General features: G+C 29.6%; 17 protein-coding genes. 9 read left to right on the forward strand and 8 right to left on the reverse strand.

Annotated features, from left to right (window positions below):
• The first annotated feature begins 42 nt into the window (after positions 1–42).
• Both SHK09_RS01340 and SHK09_RS01345 read left to right on the forward strand, forming a co-directional pair.
• Positions 43–1,407, forward strand: coding sequence for a TlpA disulfide reductase family protein (locus tag SHK09_RS01340; RefSeq protein WP_319808968.1), 1,365 nt, complete (start codon positions 43–45; stop codon positions 1,405–1,407).
• Entirely contained in the window at positions 1,407–1,898 is a 492-nt protein-coding gene (locus SHK09_RS01345) for a TlpA disulfide reductase family protein (protein WP_319808969.1), read from the forward strand. The genes SHK09_RS01340 and SHK09_RS01345 overlap by 1 nt, the downstream gene beginning before the upstream one ends.
• On the opposite strand, the gene SHK09_RS01350 is transcribed toward SHK09_RS01345, so the two are convergent.
• Together SHK09_RS01350 and SHK09_RS01355 are read right to left on the reverse strand one after the other, a co-directional pair.
• Complete coding sequence (locus SHK09_RS01350) at positions 1,887–2,246, reverse strand: YraN family protein (protein WP_319808970.1); 360 nt, start codon at positions 2,244–2,246, stop codon at positions 1,887–1,889. The genes SHK09_RS01345 and SHK09_RS01350 overlap by 12 nt on opposite strands.
• A gap of 161 nt (positions 2,247–2,407) precedes the next feature.
• Positions 2,408–3,361: an LD-carboxypeptidase gene (locus SHK09_RS01355; RefSeq protein WP_319808971.1), complete on the reverse strand. Its 954-nt coding sequence runs from the start codon at positions 3,359–3,361 to the stop codon at positions 2,408–2,410.
• Between the two features lie 171 nt (positions 3,362–3,532).
• Between SHK09_RS01355 and metG the strand changes: the two genes are divergently transcribed.
• From metG to SHK09_RS01375, 4 genes are all read left to right on the forward strand, one after another.
• Positions 3,533–5,587, forward strand: coding sequence for a methionine--tRNA ligase (gene metG / locus SHK09_RS01360; RefSeq protein WP_319808972.1), 2,055 nt, complete (start codon positions 3,533–3,535; stop codon positions 5,585–5,587).
• Between the two features lie 1,027 nt (positions 5,588–6,614).
• The gene (locus SHK09_RS01365) at positions 6,615–7,517 is read left to right on the forward strand and encodes a histone deacetylase (protein ID WP_319808973.1); all 903 of its coding nucleotides are present in this window, start codon (positions 6,615–6,617) and stop codon (positions 7,515–7,517) included.
• Between the two features lie 91 nt (positions 7,518–7,608).
• On the forward strand, positions 7,609–8,067 hold the full coding sequence (locus SHK09_RS01370) for a lipocalin family protein (protein WP_319808974.1): 459 nt from the start codon (positions 7,609–7,611) through the stop codon (positions 8,065–8,067).
• Between the two features lie 5 nt (positions 8,068–8,072).
• Positions 8,073–8,777 carry an OmpA family protein gene (locus tag SHK09_RS01375; protein ID WP_319808975.1) on the forward strand — a complete coding sequence of 235 codons (705 nt, stop codon included), beginning with the start codon at positions 8,073–8,075 and terminating at the stop codon, positions 8,775–8,777.
• A 70-nt stretch (positions 8,778–8,847) separates the two neighbouring features.
• On the opposite strand, the gene SHK09_RS01380 is transcribed toward SHK09_RS01375, so the two are convergent.
• Positions 8,848–11,064 (reverse strand): xanthine dehydrogenase family protein molybdopterin-binding subunit, encoded by a 2,217-nt coding sequence (locus tag SHK09_RS01380; protein WP_319808976.1) that lies wholly within the window; start codon positions 11,062–11,064, stop codon positions 8,848–8,850.
• Positions 11,065–11,082: 18 nt separating this feature from the next.
• Positions 11,083–11,544: a (2Fe-2S)-binding protein gene (locus SHK09_RS01385; protein ID WP_319808977.1), complete on the reverse strand. Its 462-nt coding sequence runs from the start codon at positions 11,542–11,544 to the stop codon at positions 11,083–11,085.
• A 118-nt stretch (positions 11,545–11,662) separates the two neighbouring features.
• Here SHK09_RS01385 and SHK09_RS01390 point away from each other — a divergent pair, with 118 nt between their 5' ends.
• From SHK09_RS01390 to SHK09_RS01400, 3 genes are all read left to right on the forward strand, one after another.
• A complete protein-coding gene (locus SHK09_RS01390; RefSeq protein ID WP_319808978.1) occupies positions 11,663–13,036 on the forward strand; it encodes a DUF1800 domain-containing protein in 1,374 nt (457 codons plus the stop codon).
• Between the two features lie 45 nt (positions 13,037–13,081).
• On the forward strand, positions 13,082–14,272 hold the full coding sequence (locus tag SHK09_RS01395) for a DUF1501 domain-containing protein (RefSeq protein WP_319808979.1): 1,191 nt from the start codon (positions 13,082–13,084) through the stop codon (positions 14,270–14,272).
• Between the two features lie 84 nt (positions 14,273–14,356).
• Positions 14,357–14,581 carry a hypothetical protein gene (locus SHK09_RS01400; protein ID WP_319808980.1) on the forward strand — a complete coding sequence of 75 codons (225 nt, stop codon included), beginning with the start codon at positions 14,357–14,359 and terminating at the stop codon, positions 14,579–14,581.
• 6 nt (positions 14,582–14,587) lie between these two features.
• Here the strand turns inward: SHK09_RS01400 and SHK09_RS01405 are convergent, their stop codons facing one another.
• The 4 genes from SHK09_RS01405 to SHK09_RS01420 form a co-directional block, all read right to left on the reverse strand.
• The gene (locus tag SHK09_RS01405) at positions 14,588–15,730 is read right to left on the reverse strand and encodes an ATP-binding protein (protein WP_319808981.1); all 1,143 of its coding nucleotides are present in this window, start codon (positions 15,728–15,730) and stop codon (positions 14,588–14,590) included.
• A gap of 1 nt (position 15,731) precedes the next feature.
• Positions 15,732–16,598: an aldo/keto reductase gene (locus SHK09_RS01410; RefSeq protein WP_319808982.1), complete on the reverse strand. Its 867-nt coding sequence runs from the start codon at positions 16,596–16,598 to the stop codon at positions 15,732–15,734.
• A 1-nt stretch (position 16,599) separates the two neighbouring features.
• Positions 16,600–17,352 (reverse strand): SDR family NAD(P)-dependent oxidoreductase, encoded by a 753-nt coding sequence (locus SHK09_RS01415; RefSeq protein WP_319808983.1) that lies wholly within the window; start codon positions 17,350–17,352, stop codon positions 16,600–16,602.
• Between the two features lie 173 nt (positions 17,353–17,525).
• Complete coding sequence (locus tag SHK09_RS01420) at positions 17,526–18,458, reverse strand: hypothetical protein (RefSeq protein ID WP_319808984.1); 933 nt, start codon at positions 18,456–18,458, stop codon at positions 17,526–17,528.
• Between the last annotated feature and the right edge of the window lie 32 nt (positions 18,459–18,490).

An 18,490-nucleotide genomic window follows, 5' to 3' on the forward strand; every position in this document is an offset into this window, starting at 1 on the left:
CTTCTTGAAAATAGTTAAGCAAGAACAAAATTTACACAAAAAATGAAAAAAATAGTCGCACTTATATTTTTAATAACTTCTTTTGCACAAGCTCAATTTAATCTAAATGGTACTTTAACCAATAATTTAGATACAGATTGGGTTATATTATATAAGATTGAAGGGCCAAAACAGAAGTTTATTAAAAATACAACTATTAAAAAAGACACTCTTTTAATTGATGGTAATAAACAAATAATTGGTTCGTTTAATTTTCAATTACCAGCAAACGCAAAAGTTGGCTCTTATAGAGTTAGTTATAGAACAAGTGGTGCTAGTTTTGTAGATTTTATATTCAATAAAGAAAATATAAGTTTTGCTTTTCACCCAGATTACCCAGAACAAACAGTAGTTTTTTCTGAATCTAAAGAAAACATCGTATATAGAAATTATTTAAGTGAAGTATCTAAGCAACAACAAAAATTAGATTCTTTACAGATTACAGCTATTAGAAACCCACAATTAGATTTAAAGAAGAACTATAAAACTACATTAAATAAGATAAACAGTATTCAACAAAAATATTTAGAGAATGCAAAAGACATGTATGTTCTGCCATTTATTAAGGCTAGTTTAAGGGTAAATCCATCAGAAATAAAAACAAATGCGAACGAGTATATGTCTAACATGACAAGTACTTTTTTCGATAATTTAGATTTCTCTAACGAAACATTACTAAGCTCTTCGTTTTTAATTGATAGAATTACAGATTATGTCTTCTACATCAATTACTCAGAAAATACAGAGAAGCAACAAGATCTTTATAAAAAATCTATAGAAACTGTGTTTTCTAAAGTTAAAAGTCCTGTTTTTAAGAAAGATGCAATAGCGTTTTTAATTGAACAGTTTGAGGCAAGCAAGAATTTAGAATTAATAGATTTTCTTTTTAAAAACTATTATGATAAGTTACCAAAATCTTTACAAAGTAATAGCTTTAAGAGTGAAAAACTAACACTACTTGCTGCTGAAGTTGGTAGAATTGCACCAGATTTTTCATGGAAAGAAAATGATAAAACCTTAAAACTTTCTACTTTAAAAGACGCTAAAAATTATGTGTTAATTTTCTGGAGTACAACTTGTTCTCACTGTTTAAAAGAAATACCAAAATTGCATAAATTTTTACAAGATAAAGAAGATATTAAAGCAGTTGCTTTTTCTTTAGAGAGAGATGCTCTTGGTTGGGAAAACATGAAAATTACTTTACCTAACTGGCATCATGTTTTAGGTTTAAATAAATGGGAGAATAAAGTTTCAAGAACTTATAATATTAGTTCTACACCAACTTATTTTGTATTAGATTCTAATAAAAAAATTATTGCAAAACCATTAACATTAGAAGGTTTAGAATCTTTTTTAAGTAAATTATAATGTTTAGAATACTCTTATTACTTACTCTATTAAGTAGTCTTCCTTCTGTTGGCCAGCAAGAAATTAAAATAGGTGAAACTGCACCTAATTTTAAATTATGGCTGTTAGATGGTAGTAAATTAACAAATGAAGAAACTAAAGGAAAAATTGTTGTTTTTAAGTTTTGGTTTACTTCTTGTATGCCTTGTTTAACAGACATCCCTAAATTAAATAAGCTTGTTAAAGAGTTCGAAAAAAATAAGGATATTTTATTTATTGCACCTGCTTTAGATAGAAAACTAATTATAGATAAATTATTAGAAGTACACCCTTTTAATTTTAAAATCGCATATTCTGCAATGGATGTTAGTAGAAACTTTAACAAATTACAAGTTTACCCTTCTTACTTTGTAATTAACAAAAAAGGAAACTTTACTTACATAGATAGTGGTTCAAAAAAATCTGAATTTAAAGATTTAAGAACAGCTGTTCTAGATGCCTTAAAAATGTAAAAAAGCATCTTCTAAGTGTTCTATTTTTGTTTCTTTATTTTGATGAATAATAGCAATAATATCAAAACGGACTTCTACATCTAAATCTTTATCAACCACATAATAATCGATTGCAGAAAGTAACAGTTTTATTTTCTTCGGATTTACAAAGTCTTGCGGATTGCCAAAATAATCTGTGCTTCTTGTTTTTACTTCTACAACTGCTAAAACAGATTCTTTTTGAGCAATAATGTCTACCTCTGCTTTTAAATAACGGTAGTTTGTTTCTAGAATTTTATAATCGTTTTTTAGTAAATATTCAATAGCTATTTTCTCTCCTTTTTTACCAAGTTCATTATGTTCTGCCATTTTTTTTTAGTTTACAGTATTCAGTTGGTAATTTTTCAATTATTTACGAAGTCTTATTTTTTAAATAAAACTACCAATGTGTTATTTTACAAAATATTAGTTATTCAAACTTCACTGATTTTAAAAACCTGTGAAGTCTTTCTTTGTAGTAAAACCATTAATTATTCTTTAAATTTTAAAGAATATTCTGCTTCGCCAATATTCAAACTCACATTACGACCAAAAATCAACGCTCTATTATCTGCTTCATGACCTGCAGGAAAATCGAATAAAACAGGAATTTCTTCTGGTACAACATCTAAAATTAATTGCTCTATAGAACTTCCCCATTTGGTAGAATTCTTTTTTACAGAAGACATATTACCAATAATTACAGCATTTACTTTTGTAAAATAACCAGCTCTTTTTAGACTTTGTAACATTCTATCAATAGAATATTTGTATTCACCAATTTCTTCAATAAATAAAATTTTTCCATTTGTAGAAAGTTGGCTACTAGAACCTAACATAGAACTTAAAATAGCTAAGTTACCTCCTATTATTTCACCTTCTATTATATTTAAAGAATTAGTTCTATTGTATTTTGAAGATGTAACTTTATAACTTAATTCTTCCCCAAACAAAGCTTTTTTAAAGCTAGCAACTGTTTCAATAATTTTTTCTGGCTTTTCTTCTAAACTTGTTGCCATCATACCATGAATAGTTTCTATACCTAAATTATGAATATGGTTGTGAAACGCAGTAATATCAGAATATCCAATAACCCATTTTGGATGTTTTTTAAATACATCAAAATTTAATAAATCTAAAATTCTTACAGATCCATAACCGCCTCTTGCAGACCAAATAGCTTTAATATTAGGGTTGTCTAATGCATCTTGAAAATCTTGACAACGTTCTGCATCTGTTCCTGCAAAATGATTGTTTTGCTTGTAAATATTTTTTCCTAAAACTACTTTTAACCCCCAATTTTCTGCAAACTTTTTTGCTTTTAAAATAGTTGCTTTTCTTCCTCTTAAAATTCCTGCAGGCGCAACAATAGCTATTGTATCTCCTTTTTGTAAATAAGGTGGTGTTATTCGTTTTTCTTGCGCATTGGTTAATGATAAAATCATCAAAAATAAAAATGTAAAAATTGTTTTTTTCTTCAAAATAGCGTTGGTTTCTTGTTTCAAATTGTCTAATAATCTTAATATGGTAAATGTATCTATTTTCAATGACTTTTAAAACTCGGTTTTTTGTACTTTTGCACTTCAAAAATTAGTCCAAAATAATATATAGAACACATGAGTGCTCCAAAAAGATATACAATTACAGCAGCTTTACCTTATACAAATGGTCCAATTCATATTGGGCATTTGGCAGGTGTTTACGTTCCTGCAGATATTTACGCGCGTTATTTACGTTTAACTGGTAATGACGTTGCCTATATTTCTGGTTCTGATGAACATGGTGCAGCTATACCAATGAGAGCAAAAAAAGAAGGTGTTTCTCCACAAGTTATTATAGATAAATATCATACAATTATTAAAAAATCTTTTGAAGATTTTGGTATTTCTTTTGATAATTATTCGAGAACATCGTCTAAAATTCATCATGAAACGGCATCTGAGTTTTTTACAAAAATGTATAATGATGGCGAATTTATTGAAGAAGTTTCAGCACAATTGTACGATGAAGAAGCAAATCAGTTTTTAGCAGACAGGTTTGTAGTAGGAACTTGCCCTAAATGTGGTTTCGAAGAAAGTTATGGAGATCAGTGTGAAAACTGTGGAACATCGCATAACGCAACAGATTTAATTAACCCTAAATCTGCAATTACAGGTAATGTACCAACTGTAAAAGAAACAAAACACTGGTTTTTACCTTTAGACAAACACGAAGCTTTTTTACGTGAATGGGTTTTAGAAGGGCATAAAAAAGATTGGAAACCTAATGTTTACGGACAAGTAAAAAGTTGGGTAGAAGACGGTTTAAGACCAAGAGCAGTAACAAGAGATTTAGATTGGGGAATTCCGGTTCCTTTAAAAGATGCAGAAGGAAAAGTATTGTATGTTTGGTTTGATGCGCCAATTGGGTACATTTCATCGACAAAAGAATGGGCTGCAAGAGAAGGAAAAAACTGGGAAGATTATTGGAAAAAAGAGGATACCAAATTGGTACATTTTATAGGAAAAGACAATATTGTTTTTCACTGTATTATTTTTCCGAGTATGTTAAAAGCACACGGAGATTATATTTTACCAGATAATGTACCTGCAAATGAATTTTTAAATTTAGAAGGAAATAAATTATCTACTTCTAAAAACTGGGCAGTTTGGTTGCATGAGTATTTAGAAGAGTTCCCAAATCAGCAAGATGTTTTACGTTATACTTTAACTGCAAATGCGCCAGAAAGTAAAGACAACGATTTTACTTGGAAAGATTTTCAAGCAAAAAACAACAACGAATTGGTTGCTATTTTTGGTAACTTTATTAATAGAGTTGTTGTTTTAACTAACAAATATTATGAAGGTGTTGTGCCTGCTGCAAATGATTTTACAGAAGTAGATGAAGATGTTTTAGCCGCAATAAAAGAGTTTCCTAATACTATTGGTAAATCTGTTGAAAGATACCGTTTTAGAGAAGCTAGCCAAGAATTAATGAACTTAGCAAGACTTGGTAACAAGTACTTAGCAGACGAAGAACCTTGGAAAGTAATAAAAGTAGATGCAGAACGTGTGCAAACAATTATGTATGTTGCTTTACAAATTTCTGCAGCCTTGGCAGTAGTTTCTGAACCATTTTTACCTTTTACTTCAACCAAATTAAAAGGAATTTTAAATATTGATGATGCGCTATCATGGGATAATGTTACTGAAATGGATGTTTTACTACCAGCTGCTCATCAAATAAACAAAGCTGAATTACTATTTTCTAAAATAGAAGATAATACTATTGAAGCTCAGGTTGAAAAATTAGAAGCAACTAAACTTGCGAATGAGCAAGAAAATAAAGTTTTAGAGCCTCAAAAAGAAACAATTGAGTTTGAAGACTTCACCAAGTTAGATATTAGAATTGGTACTATTTTAGAGGCAGAAAAAGTAGCAAAAACTAAAAAACTTTTAAAATTAAAGGTTGATGTTGGTATTGATACAAGAACTATTGTTTCTGGTATTGCAGAAAGCTTTTCGCCAGAAGATATTATAGGGCAACAAGTTTCTGTTCTAATAAACCTAGCTCCAAGAAAAATTAGAGGTGTAGAAAGCCAAGGAATGATTTTAATGACAGATACTACTGATGGAAAATTAGCATTTGTAGAACCTACAAAAGCAGTTAAAAACGGACAAGCAGTTAGTTAGAAAAATTTATATTTATTATTTAAAAGCCGCTATGTAGCGGCTTTTTTTTGCATAAAAAATTAAAACATATCGGTTAATCGAAAGTAATTTTCCATTAACCGACACTTTTTTGTTAATTACCTAAAAAGAAGCATCAGGTTTCTAAAACACTGTAAATTAGCCATATGATAGCGTTCCCTAACTTAATTGGCTAACTGGAAACACAACTTGTTAAGAAATCCCCTATAATCTTAACACACCTTGTTATAATCACATTATTAAAAGTCGTTAAAATCATTCATTTGATTTTAATGACTTTTTTTTTGATCAAAAATTAATAAGCAACATTTAAAAAATAATGATATCTTTTAGCATGAAAAATTAAACATATCCGTTAATCGAAAGTAATTTTCCATTAATCGACACTTTTTTGTTAATTACCTAAAAAGAAATAACAGGTTTCTAAAACACTGTAAATTAGCCATATGTTAGCTTCCCCTAACTTAATTGGCTAACTGGAAACACAACTTGTTAAGAAATCCCCTATAATCTTAACACACCTTGTTATAATCACATTATTAAAAGTCGTTAAAATCATTCATTTGATTTTAACGACTTTTTTTTTGATCAAAAATTAATAAGCAATATTTAAAAATAATGATATCTTTTAGCATAAAAAATTTAAACATATCCGTTAATCGAAAGTAATTTTCCATTAATCGACACTTTTTTGTTAATTACCTAAAAAGAAATAACAGGTTTCTAAAACACTGTAAATTAGCCATATGTTAGCGTCCCCTAACTTAATTGGCTAACTGGAAACACAACTTGTTAAGAAATCCCCTATAATCTTAACACACCTTGTTATAATCACATTATTAAAGTCGTTAAAATCATTCATTTGATTTTAACGACTTTTTTTTTAATGACTTTGAGTAATATTTAATTGTTTTTTTTCACAAACAAAAAATTTAATATTTAAAAAATTAAATTTGCATACAAACCATTTTTTATAAGTTTTACCTTTAAAAAATCACAAATCAAGTGCATGTTAAAAATAGCATATCATCCTATTTACAAATATGAATTACCAAAAGGGCATCGATTTCCTATGGATAAATATGACCTTTTACCACAACAATTAATTCATGAAGGAACTTGCACGCCAGAAAACTTCTTTAAATCAACAATACCTAATAGTAAACATTTTTTTACTGTTCATGATATTGAATATTTTTTCGATCTATTAAACATTACACTTTCACAAAAAGCTGTAAGAAAAATTGGTTTTCCTATTTCTGAAATTCTAATAGAAAGAGAAATGATTATTGCAGACGGAACAATGAAAGCTTCTGAATTTGCCATAAAAAATGGAATTGCAATGAATATTGCTGGCGGAACACACCATGCTTTCTCTAACCGTGGCGAAGCTTTTTGTATGTTAAATGACCAAGCAATTGCAGCGAAGTATCTACAACAAAAAGGTTTAGTAGAAAAAATACTAATTGTAGATTTAGATGTACATCAAGGAAATGGAACCGCAGAAATTTTTAAAAATGACAAAACTGTTTTTACATTCTCTATGCACGGAAAAAGTAATTATCCGTTTATAAAAGAAAAAAGCGATTTAGATATTCCTTTAGAAAACGATACAGGTGATGCGGAATATTTATCTATCTTAAAAGAAACATTACCAAAACTAATTAATCTAGAGAAACCAGATTTTATCTATTATTTATGTGGCGTAGATGTTCTTAAGAGTGACAAGTTAGGAAAACTGGGTCTTACTGTAGAAGGCTGTAAAGAAAGAGATAGGTTTGTTTTACAAACGTGTTTCGACTTAAAAATTCCTGTGATGTGTTCTATGGGTGGAGGTTATTCACCAGATATTAATATAATTGTAAATGCACACGCAAATACGTTTAGATTAGCGCAAGATATTTATTGTTAATTTTTTCTGAATGAATCCAAATATTTTCCTTTTGAGTTAACTTATTAGTAAGTTTAGTTGTTATTTTGCAGTAGAATAAAATAGATAATTTATGAAAAAAATAATGCTTTTAATGTTTGTTGCAACCATATTTTCTTGTGCTGCTTCAAAGAGTGTAAGAACTAAAGAGAAAACAATTAAAGGAAATTGGGTTTTAAATAAAATTACATATAGTAAAACAGGAGATTATAATGTAACTATGTTTAATGACGCCACAAAAGAATGTTTAGAAGGTAGCTCTTGGAAATTTGTACCTAACAATAATTCTGGCGTGTATACAGTAGATGGAGCAAATTGTATTACAGGAGAAAGAGATTTTATTTTTGTTATTCAAGAAATAGATGAAACTTCTGGTTACTATGACTTTTTATTAAAACCAAAAAATAACGAAAGTAATATTGGTTTTAGAGTAGAATTGTCTAACCTAACGGAATCTACTATGAAATGGAAACAAAACTTAATGGTAAACGGAACGCCGTTTATTATTAATATGGACTTTATAAAACAATAATAATTATGAAAAGAGTATTAAATAAAATAACTGTTTTTGCAATCGCATTAACATTAATGGTAAGTTTTACAAGTTGTGAAGCTACAAAAAACGCTAATAACAAACAAAAAGGTGCTGTAATTGGTACAACTGCTGGTGCTTTACTAGGTGCTATTATTGGTAACAATGTTGGTAGTGGTAAAAATAGTAAACTAGGTGCTTTAATTGGTGGTGTAGTTGGTGGTGGAGCTGGTGTTTTAATCGGTAAAAAGATGGACGACCAAGCTAAGAAAATTGAAACAGAAATTCCTGGAGCAAAAGTAGAAAGATTAGACAACGGTATTGTTGTTACTTTTGATGAAAATAGTGGTGTTTATTTCGATACCAGTAAGTCTAACGTAAATTCTAAATCTCAAGCTACTTTAAATAAGTTAGCTAGCGTTTTTGCAGAGTTTCCAGATACAAATATTTTAGTTGTTGGGCATACAGATAGTTCTGGTAGAGATGACTATAACATGACTTTGTCTCAAAAAAGAGCATTGTCTGTTACAGATTATTTAGTAAACAAAGGGTTACAAAACTCTAGGTTTACAACACAATGGTTTGGAGAAACACAGCCAAAATACGACAATGCAACTGCAGAAGGAAGAGCAAAAAACAGAAGAGTAAATGTTGCAATTGTACCTAATGAAAAAATGGTAGAACAAGCAAAACAAGAAGTTGGGCAATAAGCTTTACAGTTACTTATAATAAAAAAAGCCGCTTTAAAGCGGCTTTTTTTATTATATATACTTTACAAAATTAGCCAAGAATGATTCTCTTTTTTAATTCTTTTACAAATGGCTGACGATACATTCTTTTACCTAATGCAGCTTTAATAGCATTCGCAACCGCGCCTCCTGCAGGTGGTAAACCTGGTTCTCCTAGACCTGTTGGCGAATTATTATTTTCTAGAAAATGAACTTCCACTTTTGGTGTTTCATTCATTCTAATTAATCTATATGTATCGAAATTTTGGTCAGAAGGCTTTCCGTCTTTAAATGATAAATCTGAATACATTGCGTGCCCAATTCCATCTAAAACACCACCTTCTACTTGGTTTCTTGCACCTGTTGGGTTTACAACAACACCACAGTCTACAGCAACAATTACTTTTTTAATTACCGGAAAACCATCTTTTAACTCAATTTCTGCAACCTCTGCAACATGTGTATTATGACTGTAATAAGCAGAAAAACCTTGGTAAACTCCTTCTTTTGTTTTTCCCCAATTTGCTTTTTCTTTCACCAATAAAATAGTGTCTTCCATTCTTTGTCCAGAATATTCTATTCTTTTATCTGTGGTTCCTTTTACATTCTGAAGTAGATCTATACGTAATTGAATTGGATCTACATTTAATTCTGAAGCCAACTCGTCAAAGAAACTTTGTTCTGCAAATGCTAAGAAATTAGTATAAGGCGCTCTCCATGCACCTGTTGTAATATTACTGCTATAGTTACCTGTTTCAACTTTATAATTAGGAATACAACCTGCAGGGAAAAAATGAGGAATTAAACCATACATATTTCCATTAACAGTAGCTTCCTTTAAAAGATACCCAGTTACTTTTCCGTCTTTTAAAGCTGCTTTTATTCTATATTTTATTGACGGTCTATAAACACCCGTTGTCATATCATCTTCTCTTGTAGAAACAACTTTTACTGGTTTCTTAATTACGGCAGATATTTCTGCTGCTTCATAAACAAAATCTCCATACAATCTTCTACCAAAGCCACCGCCCATTCTTGTCATTTCTACATGAACCTTATCTAAGTCATATCCTAGCATATCTGCAACAACAACAGCTGCAAACTCTGGTGTTTGCACAGGACCAACCAAATGTACTTTTTCTGCAGTTACATTTGCGTAAAAGTTCATAGGTTCCATACAATTATGTGGTAAAAATGGCGAGTGATATGTTTTTTCAATCACTTTATCTGCAGTAGCAAAAGCCTTATCTATATCACCATCTTCTCGCCTAACGTTTTGCTTCTTACTATCTAAAACACCAGTTAAAAGAGTATCATGCATTTCTGTACTTTCTGCTTTAGAAACTGTTTTCCATTTTGCAGATAAAGCTTTTTTACCTTTAATTGCAGCCCAAGTATTTTCTGCGATAACAACTACTTTATCTGTCTTAGATAACTTAACTGTCCAGTTATTCTTACCAGCTTCAACATACTTTCTTACTTTATCTCCAATAGTAACAACATCTATTACTCCCTTTACCTTTTTAGCTGCAGAAGCATCGAAGCTTTCTAAAATTTGACCAAAAACAGGAGGTCTTAAAACAGATGCAAATACCATTCCTTCTGCTTTATAATCTAGACCAAACAATGGTTTACCTGTAATAATATTATCTATATCTACATTTACTATTTCTTGACCAATAATTGTAAAATCTTTTGTTTCTTTTAAAATTACATCTTCAGGAATTTCTAATAAAGCAGCTTCTTTTACAACATCTCCATAACCTAATTTTTCTCCATTAGAATTTGTAATAATTCCTTTTGATGCTTTTAAAGTTGATGCATCTACGTTCCATTTTACAGCAGCGGCATTAACCAATATTTGTTTTGCTGTTGCCCCAGTTTGCCTTAAAGCATCCCAACCAAAACGTATAGACTGACTTCCACCAGCAACTTGTCTTTTATAATTTTTAGTATCTAAAACTCCTTGCGCTACAGTTACATTTTTCCATTCAACATCTAATTCCTCTGCAATAATCATTGGCATAGACGTTTTTACACCTTGCCCTATTTCTGGGTTTGGTGAAAAAATGGTTACATACCCTTCATCAGAAATTTTTATAAAGGCATTAAAATCATTAAAATTTAAACTTGCAATATCTACTGGCATTTTTGCTTCCGGCTTACAGGCCGTCAATAAATTAAAACCAATTAACATTCCTCCACCTGCTAAAACAGATGTTTTTAAAAAGTTTCTTCGACTAAAATTATCTTTTTTGTGTAGTTTCATTTTTCTTAATTTTAGTGATTATAACATTTTTTTTGAAGCAAGTTTTACAGCCTTTTCTATTCTATTATAAGAAGCACATCTACAAATATTACCATGCATTGCTTCTCTAATTTCTTCTTCAGATGGGTTTTTATTCTCATTCAGAAAAGCAGTTGCAGTCATAATTTGTCCTGCTTGGCAATACCCACATTGCGGCACATCTATTTCTTTCCAAGCCTCTTGTACTGGGTGTTTACCGTCTTTAGAAAGACCTTCTATTGTTGTTATTTTTACAGCATCTAAAATAGAAACTTGCATTTGGCAACTTCTGGTAGCAACACCATCTATATGCACAGTACAAGCTCCACATTGTGCAATACCACAACCAAATTTTGTGCCTACTAGGTCTAGTTCATCTCGCAAAACCCATAGTAAAGGCGTATCTTCATCTGCAGAAACAGAAACCTGTTTTCCATTAACGTTTAAAGTGTAATTTGGCATAAAAAAAGTGGTTTTAGATTATTGAGGTAAGTTACAAAAAAAGTAAGTGTTTTAGATGCTAATTTTATCCCAAATGAGTGCAAATTAAACCCTTTTTAAACTTTGAAGTCTAAACAATATGAAATCAGCACACATACAACACCTATTTAATAGAATTGGTTTTGGGGTTTCTCCCAAAGAACTAAAGCGCTTATCTAAAGAAAGTAAACGTACAATTGTAAATGAAATATTTAATTCATCTACAAAAATAACTCCTTTAAAAGTAGATATTTCTTTTTTTAAAGATCTAAAACCTGCTGATTTAAAAAACAAAGAAAAGCGAAAAGAAATACAGAAGAAAAGCATAAAAAAAATAAATGATTTTTCTATTGCTTGGGTAGATAGAGTTCTAAATCCTAAAGAGGTTTTTAGAGAAAAAATGACTCTTTTTTGGGCAAATCATTTTGTTTGCGAAAGTAGAAATATTCTTTACATTCAAAACTACAATAACATGTTAAGAGCTAATGCTTTTGGCAACTTTGCTAATTTTACAAAAAAAGTATCTAGAGAAGCTGCAATGTTAGCATATTTAAACAACAAACAGAATAAAAAGAAAAGCCCTAATGAGAACTTTGCAAGAGAATTAATGGAGCTTTTTACTTTAGGACAAGGAAATTATACAGAAACAGACGTTAAAGAATCTGCAAGAGCTTTTACTGGTTATAATCATAATTTTAAAGGAGATTTTGTACTGCGTACCAAACATCATGACGAAGATGAAAAAACTTTTTTAGGTAAAAAAGGTAATTTTAATGGAGACGATATTGTAGATATAATTCTAGAACAAAAACAATGTGCAAGACATCTATCAGAAAAAATATATGGTTATTTTGTAAATGAAAACATCAATAAAAATCATGTAGAAGAAATGACAACTGTTTTCTTTGAGGAGTATAATATTGAGAAATTAATGCGCTTTGTATTACTTTCAGATTGGTTTTATGCTACTGAAAATATTGGAACAAAAATAAAGTCGCCCATAGAATTTCTAGCAGGTATACACACTCTTATTCCTTATCGTTTTAACAAACCAAAACAAGTATTATTAGTACAACATTTATTGGGGCAAACACTCATGCGTCCGCCAAATGTTGCCGGTTGGAAAACAGGTAGAAATTGGATTGATAGCAACACATTAGTTAGACGTTTAAGATTGTCTTCTATTTTATTGAATAATGCAGAAATTACCTATTCAGATACCGGAGACGAAGAAACCATAGTTACAGATTTAAAATCTAAAAGGTTAAAAAGGAAAGCTTTTATAAAAACAACTGTAGATTGGGTTTCTTTTGATGAGAAATTTAAAGAATACTCAAATAAAGAACTCATTTTATTTGTTTTAACTTCACAAATAAACCCTGGAACAGAAAAATTATTACTAGAAAATTTAAGCATACCAAAAAAAGATTTTTGTGTACAGTTAATGTCTCTACCAGAATATCAACTTTGTTAAACTAAAGAAAATAAAGTTTCTTAATAACAACCTAAAATTAAACCTATGAAACGTAGAGATTTTTTAAAACAGACCACTTTTGCTTCTAGTATGTTTTTTGTTCCGCAGTTTTTAAAAGTTTTTGAACAAATTCCTAAAAAAAATTTTGGCAACAAAAAGATTGTAATTATTCAATTAAAAGGCGGTAATGATGGTTTAAATACGGTAGTTCCTTTTAGAAATGATATCTATTATCAACAAAGAAAAAACATTGCTTTAAAAGAAAACGAAATCTTAAAAATTTCTGATGAAGTTGGTTTACACAAAAGCCTAGAACCTTTGCATAATTTATACGAAAAAGGTTTTGTAAGTATTATAAATAACGTTGGTTATCCAAACCCTAATTTATCACATTTTAGAGCTACCGATATTTGGCAAACAGCAAGTGATAGCAATCAGTTTTTACAAAATGGGTGGGTTGGTAGATATTTAGATATTACTAAAGGAAAACCAACAAAAGCAATTGAAGTAGATGAATCTTTATCTTTATTATTAAAAGGAAAAACGCAAAATGGTTTGGCAGTTACAGATGCTAAAACGTTGTACAATTCTTTAAAAGAACCTTTTTATAAAAATGTAATAAATGCAAACACAGATGCACATTTAAGCGAACATAATTTAGGTTATTTATACAATACAATGATTGATGCAGAATCTTCGGCAAAATATATTTTTGAAAAAACGAAGGTAAAAGCTGCTTCTAATAATTACCCAAAGAACTTATTTGGCAAACAACTAAAAACCATTTCTCAGTTTATAAATTCTGGTTTAGACACCCAAGTATTTTATGCTGGTTTAACAGGTTTTGATACGCATGCAAACCAACCAAATACACAAGCAAGATTATTAAAAACATACGCAGAAAGTATGGCTGTTTTTGTTGAAGATTTACAAAAGAACAATAATTTTGATGATGTACTAATTCTTACTTTTTCTGAATTTGGAAGACGTGTAAAACAAAACGAATCTCAAGGTACAGATCATGGTGCTGCAAACAATGTTTTTCTAATTGGTAAAAATTTAAAGAAACAAGGTTTGTATAATAATTTACCAAACTTAGCCGATTTAGATGCTAATGGAAATCTAAAATATGAAATTGACTTTAGAGAAGTGTATGCAACAATTTTAGATAAATGGCTAGAGGTAGATGATAAAGCAATTCTTAATAAATCTTTTTCTAAATTAAAATTTGTGTAAAATATTTATATCCTTAAAATGAATATTAATTTAAGCTATATCTAGATTTAACTATGGTATATTGCATGTATAAATATTTTAATTATGAAATTAAATTTATTGTCTTGTGATGCTCAAAGACCAGATAAAAGAGCAATAGCCAAATGTATTGTAGAAGTTTCTTTAGGTATTAACGATTCTTTAGCAAACGAGCTTACAAGTATTCTTTTAGAAGGAGATGCTGTAGATATTGAGATAGAGGATAAAAATACTGGTTCTGCTTTAAGAGCTTTGCGAAAGCTAAGTATCGATTATGAAATTATAGAATAACCCATTTTAACCATACTTTACTTTTCGAATAATACGTAATGTTTCTTTATATTTTAGGTATGTAGATTTATCTTCTAAGTTTTTTATATAATCTTTTGCTTTTTTAAGAAATTCTTCAGCATCTAAAAAACCGTGTAAATAACAAATTAAATAATTGGTAGGTAAGCGCAAAACATCTTTATAATCTGTTACAGAAAGTTGCTGTTTTTGTTCAATTTTTCTAACAATTAAATTGCAACTATTGTAAATATGAATCATTATTTCATCATTAAAAATAGGTGGCTGAAAAAGAAATTCTTTTAAAATATCGTGCTTTCCATTCTCTTTAAAATGAATAATGGTCTTTTCTAAAGGATAGTATTTTTCTTGCTTTTCAAAACCTAGATAAATAAATTCTGTTACAATAAAAGAGGTACTATTATACGTAATTTGTACATCATCTAAAGCAGAAAAAAAGAGTTGAACTTGCTCATTTATCAATTCTATATCTACTCTAGAAAAGTAAATTTCATTATTAACATTCTTTTGTTTTCCTGCCCAACACAATACAAATTGTTCATTAAAAACTTTGTATTGTGGGTTATAGGCTTCTTTGTGATTCTTTATAAAATCGAAAACACCATCTAAAGTTAATTCAATATTATTACTGGCATTTTTTTCTATGGCAGCAACAATTTGCTTATTGGTATTTCTAATCTCGAAATTGTCTCCATAAAAAGGAATAGAGTTACTACCTCTTCTATAAAAAACAGTGTCTTTTCTATACTTCCACGCATTTTTAAAAAGTGCAGTAGTTTTATTATTCGAATAAATAGTTACCAAACCAATTACTTTATGCCGTGGTAAACTAGGAAAACGAACATTTTCGTATTCAATTTTTGGCGGATTAGTTAAATACGCATTTACTAGGTTTTGTATTTTACTGTCATCAAAAAAATCGACTCCAATAATCTTATTTTCTTCGTCTTCTACACCAATAACAATGTAAGAGTTATTTAATGGGTTAGAATTAGAAAGTGCACAAATATGTTTTAAAAACTTCGCTTTTCCTTCTTTAGAAGATAAAGATAACTTTTGCTTTTTGTCATAAAAACTATTCTCATCGTTATGAGAAAGTAGGTTTTTAATTAAAAGGCGTTTGTTTATCATTTTATGCCATTTCGTGTCCTTGACTTGCAACTAACAACTCAAACCAATCTTGCAGTTCTATATTAATTTTTAAAGCCTTATTTGCGTTTAAAATTCGTTGTTTATTTGTTGTACCAATTACTGGCGATACTTTTGCTGGGTGTTTTAAAATAAAAGCAAGTAAAAGTACGTCTTCAGAAACTTCGTACTTTTTAGTTAATTCTTTTAAAACCAATTTTATTCTTTTAGACTGCTCGCTATTTTCTCTAAAAACACTTCCTAAAGGACTCCAACTCATTGGTTGTATTCCTTTTTGTTGCATTTTATCTAAAGTACCATTTGACATTGCTTTATGTGCTGTTAATGAAAACTCTATCTGATTTACTGAAACCGGAATTTTATCTGTAATTAAATCTATTTGTGATGACGTAAAATTAGAAACCCCAAAATTAATAATCTTACCACTAGCTTTAAGTTCTAAAACAGCTTCTGCAATTTCTTCAGATTGCATTAACGGACTTGGCCTATGTAAAAGAAAAGTGTCTAAATAATCTGTCTTTAAATTCTTTAAAGACGCTGTTACACTATTAAGAATATATTCTTTAGAGTAATTATAGTGTTTAATTGTATTGTTTCTTTTCTCATTAATTAATTGTATTCCGCATTTAGAAATAATGTGAATATCTTCTCTTTGAATTCCGCTTTCTAAAAATGCTTTTCCAAAACTTGTTTCTGTTGTATAATCTCCATAAATATCTGCGTGATCAAATGTAGTATTGCCATTTTCTGTGCAAAACTGAATCATATCTACCTGTTCTTTAGTAGAAAATTGTTTGCCCCAATTTCCCCAAGACATACAACCAATAATTATTTTTGAAGCTATTTTCATATTACTGTTTATTTATAATAGTTGCACTTGCTTGTGCTGTTGGGTACACAACTAAATCTTCGATATTTACATGATAAGGTCTTGTAACTACAAAATGAATAATATCTGCAATGTCTTCTGCTTGTAATGCTTTATAACCAGCATATACACTTTTCGCTTTTTTAGAATCACCTTTAAAACGAACTTCAGAAAACGCTGTTTCTACAGCTCCAGGATGAATTGCTGAAACACGAATATTATGTTTATTCAAATCGATTCTCATCCCTTTATTTATTGCATCTACTGCATGTTTAGATGCGCAATAAACATTCCCATTTGGGTATACTTCTTTTGCTGCTATAGAACCAATATTTAAAATAAAACCATTGTTTCTTTCTATCATCTGCGGAAAAATTGCTTTAGAAACATACAACAATCCTTTTACATTAATATCTAGCATTGCATCCCAATCATCAATATCACCATCTTGTATGGTAGACAAACCATGTGCATTACCTGCATTATTAATTAAAATATCTATTTTTTTAAAATTTTCTGGAAGCGACTTTATAGCGCTTTCAACTTCCTTTCTTTTAGAAACATCAAATTGTAAAGTAGTAACTTCTGTAAGTTTACTTAATTCTTTTTTTATACTTTCTAAACGATCTGCTCTTCTTCCGCAGAGAATTAAACGGATATTATTTTTTGCAAAAATTTCTGCAGTTGCTTTTCCAATTCCAGACGTTGCGCCAGTTATAAATGCTGTAGGTTTCATTTTTTACTTTCTAATAAATTATTCTTAAAAGTAAATAAATGTAATTATGGAAACCGTAGTTTACTTATATAGTTTTCATAAATTATGAACAAGAAAAAACCGTCCTCCTCAGGACGGTTCCTCTTTTAATTGGTTATTAAGAAATAACCAACCAAAAATCAACTAACCAAACTTTATTTTAAATTTCTTCTAATTTTTGTCTTTCTTACTACTTTAGTACGTTTTCTGTCTGAATTCCTTACAGTAGATTTTGCACTTTTCTTAGATGTTTCACTTTTTAAATATTGAATAAAACCTCTTCCTTCAAAATCATACGTTGTTTCTGAGTTAACGTTATATAAACGAATATTTCCATCATTAATAACGCTTAATTCAAACTCTTCAATATCTCCACCATCATAATTAAGTGTTAATATTTTTAGGTCTTCAAAACCTGTTACATCGAACACTTCATAACCACCAACGTAACTCCAATTTATATTTGCAATTTGCGTGCCAAAGTTATCTTGAGAACTGTAAAATGTTGTTATATTTTCTGGTGTAAATTGTAAATAATTTTCAACATCAAAAGCATTAGGTACACCGCCTGTTGTACTCGTTTTTTCCCAAGCTGCGTATTCTTGTAAAAAGTATTCTATATTCTCATAGAACAACTTGTCATAATCGAATGTATTTGTTTGGTATCCTATTAAAAAATAGGTTGTATTTTGTCTGTAATTATACAATCTAATTTCGTTATTAGAGGTAACAGTTACTTCAAAGTCGTTTCTTCCATCTAAATCATGATTGGTTTCTAAAACACCTGAAAAGGTGTCATATGTTCCAACATCAATTCCTAATCCATTTCCTGTAAAACCAATATCTGCAATATTATTGTTTGCATACAAAACGCCATTTAAAAAAGACATTGTAAATGCTTTGGTTACAAAAGGGATTTCACCGTTACCAATTGTTCTATGGTAATCTACGTACCACAAATCATAACTAGCTACAACTTCTTCTAAAGAAATTTCATTATTTCTAAAATCATCTTCATAAACTGTAGTACATGAGCTTAATAATGCTCCTGTGATAATAAATGTAAAAAGTAGTTTTAAAGATTTCATAAGCTGTAGTTTTAATGTTACACTTATCTAAT

Origin of the sequence: Polaribacter sp. PL03, assembly GCF_033875165.1 — a bacterium.
Taxonomy (GTDB): domain Bacteria; phylum Bacteroidota; class Bacteroidia; order Flavobacteriales; family Flavobacteriaceae; genus Polaribacter.

Coding starts and splice junctions, on each gene's coding strand:
- SHK09_RS01345 (WP_319808969.1), top strand. CDS start 1,407: ATGTTTAGAATACTCTTATTACTTACTCTATTAAGTAGTCTTCCTTCT.
- SHK09_RS01350 (WP_319808970.1), bottom strand. CDS start 2,246: ATGGCAGAACATAATGAACTTGGTAAAAAAGGAGAGAAAATAGCTATT.
- metG (WP_319808972.1), top strand. CDS start 3,533: ATGAGTGCTCCAAAAAGATATACAATTACAGCAGCTTTACCTTATACA.
- SHK09_RS01375 (WP_319808975.1), top strand. CDS start 8,073: ATGAAAAGAGTATTAAATAAAATAACTGTTTTTGCAATCGCATTAACA.
- SHK09_RS01385 (WP_319808977.1), bottom strand. CDS start 11,544: ATGCCAAATTACACTTTAAACGTTAATGGAAAACAGGTTTCTGTTTCT.
- SHK09_RS01365 (WP_319808973.1), top strand. CDS start 6,615: ATGTTAAAAATAGCATATCATCCTATTTACAAATATGAATTACCAAAA.
- SHK09_RS01415 (WP_319808983.1), bottom strand. CDS start 17,352: ATGAAACCTACAGCATTTATAACTGGCGCAACGTCTGGAATTGGAAAA.
- SHK09_RS01400 (WP_319808980.1), top strand. CDS start 14,357: ATGAAATTAAATTTATTGTCTTGTGATGCTCAAAGACCAGATAAAAGA.
- SHK09_RS01340 (WP_319808968.1), top strand. CDS start 43: ATGAAAAAAATAGTCGCACTTATATTTTTAATAACTTCTTTTGCACAA.
- SHK09_RS01355 (WP_319808971.1), bottom strand. CDS start 3,361: ATGATTTTATCATTAACCAATGCGCAAGAAAAACGAATAACACCACCT.
- SHK09_RS01390 (WP_319808978.1), top strand. CDS start 11,663: ATGAAATCAGCACACATACAACACCTATTTAATAGAATTGGTTTTGGG.
- SHK09_RS01405 (WP_319808981.1), bottom strand. CDS start 15,730: ATGATAAACAAACGCCTTTTAATTAAAAACCTACTTTCTCATAACGAT.
- SHK09_RS01395 (WP_319808979.1), top strand. CDS start 13,082: ATGAAACGTAGAGATTTTTTAAAACAGACCACTTTTGCTTCTAGTATG.
- SHK09_RS01370 (WP_319808974.1), top strand. CDS start 7,609: ATGAAAAAAATAATGCTTTTAATGTTTGTTGCAACCATATTTTCTTGT.
- SHK09_RS01410 (WP_319808982.1), bottom strand. CDS start 16,598: ATGAAAATAGCTTCAAAAATAATTATTGGTTGTATGTCTTGGGGAAAT.
- SHK09_RS01380 (WP_319808976.1), bottom strand. CDS start 11,064: ATGAAACTACACAAAAAAGATAATTTTAGTCGAAGAAACTTTTTAAAA.
- SHK09_RS01420 (WP_319808984.1), bottom strand. CDS start 18,458: ATGAAATCTTTAAAACTACTTTTTACATTTATTATCACAGGAGCATTA.